We start from the raw sequence: 6,017 nt of genomic DNA, 5'->3' as shown, positions 1-6,017 counted from the left end.
TGCCGATTTCGCCAAGGAAACCTCCAGCCTCTCGCGCGCCCAGATCCTGCAGCAGGCCGGCACCGCGATGGTCGCCCAGGCCAACCAGGCGCAACAGGGCGTGCTGTCGCTGCTGCGCTGATCGCGCCGACACATCGACGGGGCGCTGGCGCGGTGACTTGCGCCACCGCCCTTCGTCGTTTTTGCCCCGCTTATCGGTGGATCAAACCGTGCGCACACGCTCAAGATACCGGGCAGCCGACCGAAAAAAGTCACCAGGAACTGCGCCGGGGGCCCTGCGCGGGAAACTGTTCACTAAAGGATGTAAAGCATGAACTTGACCCCTCAAATGGCGCCGTTCATGCCTACAGTCAGCCCGCCGGGTGCCGATACAGAGAGGTATCAGACATCAGGAACCCAAGCCATGTTCACCTCTGTCAACACCCGCGCAGCCTCCACCTACAAACGCGTCGCCGTCGATACCGGCGTGCAGACGGCCGACCCGCACCAGCTGGTCAGCCTGCTGTTCGACGCCCTGATCCAGAGCCTGAACCTGGCTCGCGGCGCGATGGAACGCCAGGACGTGGCCAGCAAGGGGGCGGCCATCGGCAAGGCGATCCGGATCGTGGAAGAAGGCCTCAAGGCCGGCCTGAACCTGCAGGAAGGCGGCGAACTGGCCGCCAACCTCAAGGGCATCTACGAGTACAGCGTGCAGCGCCTGACGCTGGCGAACCTGCGCAACGACGCGGCGCCGATCCACGAGGTGCTCAACCTGATCGAACCCCTGGCCGACTCCTGGAAACAGATTCGCGCTGGCGCCCTGCAGGGAGCCTGACATGGAGCACCATCTTTTGGACTACTACAAAGCCATCGAGAACACCAGCCGCCAGATGCTGGAGGCCGCGCAGACGGAAAACTGGGACCAGGTGGTTCGCCTCGAAGGCGCCTGCGCCGTGCTGATCGCCCAGCTGCGCCACAAGTCCGCGACCGACCAGCTCGGCCCGGAAGAGCGCAAGGAAAAGACGAAGATCATGCAGCGCATCCTGCGCATCGACGCCGAGATCCGCTGCCTGGCAGAGCCCTGGCTCAATGACTTGGCGCAGATGATCGACCGCAGCAGCCCGGCCCCGATGCATTGACCCCCCCGCGCCGGCCTGCGGCCGTCACCCCCCAGGGGGCGATGTCTGCGGTCTGGCAAAGCCAGTCCCGCGACATCCTGGAAAAGGCACGCGCTCCGGAGAGCAATCAGACACTCATGTTCATGATGTCGGAATAGGCCTGAACCATGCGGTTGCGCACGTGCAGCGTGGCCTGGAACCCGACCTGGGCCTTCTGCATCGCGAGCATGGTTTCTTCCAGGCTCACCTTGGGGTTGCCCAGCTGCACCTGGGTCTGCAGGTTGGAAGCGGCCTCCTGCGACGCGCTGACTTCCTTGAGCGCCGACTTGAAGTTGGCGGCAAAGCCGGACTCCACCCCTGCCGTGGCACCGGGGCGTTTCAGGGCGGACTGGCCGATGCCGTTCAAGGCCTGGCTGCTCAGGGGGGCGATGCGCATGTCCATGGCGGACTCCTTCGACGTGATATGACGCCCTGATGCTAGAGGGCACCCCGTGCGCAAGGGACGGGAATAAGGGCACAAACCCCCGCCTTTTCATGGCTATGGCGGGGGCACCGGGACCGAATAATCGACTGCAACAGGGTGTATCTCCCTCTGCATCGACCATCTACCCGAGCCCCGAACGCCATGAGCACCACCGCCGTTGCCGAACTGGATGTCACGCCGACCGCCGCGAAGGAACGCAGCGCATTCGGTGACGGCTTCGCGCGCATGGACCAGGCCCAGAAGATCAAGCTCGGCCTGGGCGCCCTGGCCCTGCTGGCCATCGCCCTGGCCTTCTTCTTCATGGGCCGCCAGCCGGAATGGCGCGTGCTCTATGCCAACCTGGGCGACAAGGACGGCGGCGCCATCGTCGCCCAGCTGTCCCAGATGAACGTGCCCTACAAACACGCCGAAGGCGGCCAGGCCATCATGGTGCCGGCCGACAAGGTGCACGACACCCGCCTGCGCCTGGCCTCGCAAGGCCTGCCCAAAGGCTCGGTCACCGGCTTCGAGCTGATGGAAGCCAACCGCTTTGGCATGACCCAGTTTCAGGAGCGCCTGACCTTCCAGCGCGGCCTCGAAGGCGAGCTGACCCGCTCCATCCAGTCGCTCTCCTCGGTGCAGAGCGCGCGCATCCACCTGGCCCTGCCGAACCAGAACGGTTTCTTTCGCGAGCAGCAAAAGCCCAGCGCCTCGGTGCTGCTCACGCTGCACCCGGGCCGCACGCTGGACCGCGCGCAGGTCGCCGGCATCGTGCACCTGGTGGCCTCCAGCGTGCCCGAGATGAACCCCAAGGCGGTCAGCATCGTGGACGACGCCGGCAACCTGCTCTCCAGCCCGCCCGATGGCCAGGCCCAGGGCGCCGACACCCAGAAGCTGCAGTACGTGCAGCAGCTCGAACAGCTCTACACCCGCCGCATCATGGAGATGCTCGAGCCGCTGGTGGGCCGCAACAACGTCAAGGCCCAGGTCAGCGCCGAAGTCGATTTCTCGCAGGTCGAATCCACCAGCGAACAACACCGCCCCAACCAGGGCCCGGACACCGCCGCCACGGTGCGCAGCCAGCAGACCGTGGAAGACGGCAGCGGCCCGCGCGCCCAGCCCTCGGGCGTGCCCGGCGCGGTGAGCAACCAGCCCCCGGCCACCGGCACGGCCCCCATCAACGGCGCCGCCGCCCCCGTGGGCGTGGCCAGCGGCCAGCAGGCCGGCGGCCAGGGCGGCAGTTCGCGCCGCGAGTCGGTGGTGAACTACGAAGTGGACAAGACGGTCAAGGTGGTGCGCGAGTCCAGCGGCCAGGTGCGCCGCCTCAGCGCGGCGGTGGTCATCAACCACCGCACCACGGTGGACAAGGCGGGCAAGGAAACCAGCGCGCCCATCCCGCCGCAGCAGCTTGAACAGATGACCGCCCTGGTGCGCGAAACCATCGGCTTCAACAAGGACCGCGGCGACTCGGTCAACGTGGTCAATGCCGCCTTCAACGTCGAGAAGACCAGCGAAGTGGACGCCGGCGCCTGGTGGCAGCAGGCGGACAACCAGGAACTGATGCGCAGCCTGGCCTGGCCGCTGGGCATGGTGGGCCTGGGCCTGCTGGTGCTCATGGGCATGGTCCGCCCGGGCCTGAAACTGATGAAGACGCCGGCCTCGCGCCGCCTGGACACCACCCCGGTGCAGCCGCTCAACGCGGTGCTCAACGAATCGCCCGAGCGCCCCGGCCTGCCCATGCCCAGCAACGAAGTCACCGCCGAGGCGCAGCGCCTGGCCGATGCCAAGCGCCTGGCACTGGAGAACCCGGCCGCCGTGGCCAACATTGTCAAGGGCTGGGTCAACGGGGAGGCGCCGGCATGAGGCGCAGCCGGACCCTCGCTGCCTCTTGTCGGAGGCATGGGCCCTCGGACGTTTTGTGCGAATTGGGCTGAAGGAATCTGAATCATGGAAGACCAGGGAATCCAGGACGCCGCCATCTTTCTCATGTCGCTGGGCGAAGAGGAAGCGGCCGAGGTGTTCAAGCACCTCTCGCCCAAGGAGGTGCAGAAGCTGGGCGAGACCATCGCCAAGACGCGCGCCGTCTCGCACGAGCGGGTGGACCAGGTGATGCTGAAGTTCACCAGCGCGGCTTCTTCGCAGAGCCTGCTGGTGTCCGACACCGACAACTACGTGCGCGCCGTGCTCAAGCGCGCGCTGGGCGACGACAAGGCCTCGCTGCTGATCGACCGCATCCTGCAGGGCGGCGATGTCTCGGGCATTGAAAGCCTGAAGTGGATGGACCCGCTGTCCATTGCCGAGCTGCTGCGCAACGAGCACCCCCAGATCGTGGCGGCCATCCTGGTGCACCTGGAATCGGACCAGACCGCCGGCGTGCTCAAGAATTTCACCGAGCGCACCCGCAACGAGGTGATGCTGCGCATCGCCACGCTCGAAGGCATCCAGCCGACCGCGCTCAAGGACCTCAACGAGGTGCTCTACAAGGTGCTGGCCGGCGGCGACAAGATCCGCAAGACCTCCATGGGCGGGGTCAAGACCGCCGCCGAAATCATCAACATGATGGGCACCCAGATCGAGACCTCGGTGATCGAGTCGATCCGCGAGTTCGACGCCGACCTGGCGCAGAAGATCATGGACAAGATGTTCACCTTCGAGGACTTGCTCAAGCTCGACGGCAAGTCGATCCAGATGGTGCTCAAGGAAGTGGCGACGGATTCGCTGGTGATCGCGCTCAAGGGCGCCACCAACGAGCTGCGCGACCTGGTGCTGGGCAACATGTCCAGCCGCGCGGCCGAGGCGCTGCGCGAAGACCTGGAGTCGCGCGGCCCGGTGCGGCTGTCGGAGGTGGAGGCGCAGCAGAAGGAAATCCTCAAGATCGTGCGCCGCCTCTCCGACGAAGGCCAGATCGTGATCATGGGTGGAGGCGAAGATGAAGCCTTCGTCTAAGCCCAATCCCCACTCGCGCTTCATCCCGCGCGAGGAGATCGCCGGCGTCGCCGCCTGGCACTTCGCCGCCGTGGACGGCAGCGACGACCTGCCCAAGGCCGGACCGGCGGATGGCAGCGCCAGCGAAGGCGTGACCTCCGAGGTGCTGCAGGAAGCGCGCCAGCAGGCCTACGCCGAAGGCTTTTCGCGCGGCCACGACGCCGGCGGCCAGGAAGTGCGCGACGCGCTCGAGGCCACGGTGCGCAAGACCGCCGAAGAAACCGCGGTGCGCATGGCCCAGCTGCTGCACAACACGCGCGATCACCTCAAGAAGAGCGAAGACCAGATCTCGCGCCACATCATCGAACTGGCCTGCGACCTGGCCCGCCAGGTGGTGCGCCAGGAACTCAAGAGCGACCTGAGCCACCTGCAGCCGGTGATCGCCGAGGCCCTGGGCCAGCTGGTGGACGACGGCCAGCCCGCCACCGTGCGCATGAACCCGGGCGACCTGGCCATGATGAAGGGCGTGCTGCAGGAAAACATGGGCAACCACCCCGCCGAGTTCGTGGCCGATGCGGCCATCAGCCCGGGCGGTTGCCTCATCGAATCGGCCACCATGACAGTGGACGCCACCATCGAGAAGCGCTGGTCGCGCGCCGTGGGCAACCTCGGCATGGAAGTGGCCTGGAACCCGGGAAACATGGATGTCTGAAAGCACGTTTGGCACCGAGAGCCGCTGGGACAATTTCATGGAGGACGTGCGCGCGAGCGCCGCCGTCAAGACGCCGCTGGAAGTGCGCGGCACCCTCACCCGCCTGGCCGGCCTGGTGCTCGAAGCCGTTGGCCTGAAAGTGCCGGTGGGCTCGCAGTGCCTGATCGACAACGGCCACAAGGAACCGGTGCTCGCCGAGGTGGTGGGCTTTGCCAACGACAAGGCCTACCTGATGCCCGCCGGCGACACGCACGGCCTGTCCAGCGGTGCGAGCGTGACACCGCTCGCACCGTACCGCACCGCACCGCGCGTGGGCCGCGCCAACAAGCCGCCTTCGCCCGATGACCGCGGCACGCTGCGCCTGCCGCTGGGCGCCGGCCTGCTCGGCCGCGTGGTCGATTCGCACGGCAACCCGCTGGACCACCAGGGCCCCATCCTCAACGTGGACATCGAGCCGATGGACCGCGCCCCGCTCAACGCCATGGACCGCGACCCGGTGCGCCAGCCGCTGGACACCGGCGTGCGCGCGATCAACGCCCTGCTCACGGTCGGCCGAGGCCAGCGCATCGGCCTCTTCGCCGGCTCCGGCGTGGGCAAGAGCGTGCTGCTGGGCATGATGGCGCGCTACACCAAGGCCGATGTGATCGTGGTCGGCCTAATCGGCGAGCGCGGCCGCGAGGTGAAGGAATTCATCGAGGACATCCTCGGCGCCGAGGGCCGCAAGCGCTCGGTGGTGGTGGCCGCCCCGGCCGATGCGCCGCCGCTGGTGCGCATGCAGGGCGCCGCCTACGCCACCGCGATCGCCGAACGCTTCCGCGAC

7 protein-coding genes and 1 pseudogene are annotated in these 6,017 nt (G+C 67.2%); 7 read left to right on the top strand and 1 reads right to left on the bottom strand.

Features of this window, described 5'->3' with window-relative positions:
- The 3 genes from KIT86_RS23780 to KIT86_RS23770 all read left to right on the top strand — a co-directional run.
- Positions 1-121: flagellin (locus tag KIT86_RS23780; protein WP_297403011.1), on the top strand; the 121-nt coding region annotated here is incomplete at its 5' end.
- A 282-nt stretch (positions 122-403) separates the two neighbouring features.
- Entirely contained in the window at positions 404-814 is a 411-nt protein-coding gene (fliS, locus tag KIT86_RS23775) for a flagellar export chaperone FliS (RefSeq protein ID WP_297403009.1), read from the top strand.
- Between the two features lies 1 nt (position 815).
- Positions 816-1,118, top strand: coding sequence for a flagellar protein FliT (locus KIT86_RS23770; RefSeq protein WP_297403008.1), 303 nt, complete (start codon positions 816-818; stop codon positions 1,116-1,118).
- 106 nt (positions 1,119-1,224) lie between these two features.
- Here the strand turns inward: KIT86_RS23770 and fliE are convergent, their stop codons facing one another.
- Complete coding sequence (gene fliE, locus KIT86_RS23765) at positions 1,225-1,539, bottom strand: flagellar hook-basal body complex protein FliE (protein ID WP_297403005.1); 315 nt, start codon at positions 1,537-1,539, stop codon at positions 1,225-1,227.
- A gap of 183 nt (positions 1,540-1,722) precedes the next feature.
- Here fliE and fliF point away from each other — a divergent pair, with 183 nt between their 5' ends.
- The 4 genes and pseudogenes from fliF to KIT86_RS23745 form a co-directional block, all read left to right on the top strand.
- On the top strand, positions 1,723-3,423 hold the full coding sequence (gene fliF, locus KIT86_RS23760; RefSeq protein WP_297403004.1) for a flagellar basal-body MS-ring/collar protein FliF: 1,701 nt from the start codon (positions 1,723-1,725) through the stop codon (positions 3,421-3,423).
- Positions 3,424-3,507: 84 nt separating this feature from the next.
- Positions 3,508-4,506, top strand: coding sequence for a flagellar motor switch protein FliG (gene fliG / locus KIT86_RS23755; protein ID WP_297403002.1), 999 nt, complete (start codon positions 3,508-3,510; stop codon positions 4,504-4,506).
- Positions 4,490-5,197: a flagellar assembly protein FliH gene (locus KIT86_RS23750; protein ID WP_297403000.1), complete on the top strand. Its 708-nt coding sequence runs from the start codon at positions 4,490-4,492 to the stop codon at positions 5,195-5,197. Before fliG ends, KIT86_RS23750 begins: the two co-directional genes overlap by 17 nt.
- A pseudogene (locus KIT86_RS23745) lies at positions 5,190-6,017 on the top strand (flagellum-specific ATP synthase FliI); the annotation flags it as partial. The gene KIT86_RS23750 and the pseudogene KIT86_RS23745, both read left to right, overlap by 8 nt.

The organism is Hydrogenophaga sp. (genome assembly GCF_026125825.1).
Lineage (GTDB): Bacteria > Pseudomonadota > Gammaproteobacteria > Burkholderiales > Burkholderiaceae_C > Hydrogenophaga.
This window is presented reverse-complemented; position numbering and strand designations above follow the sequence as displayed.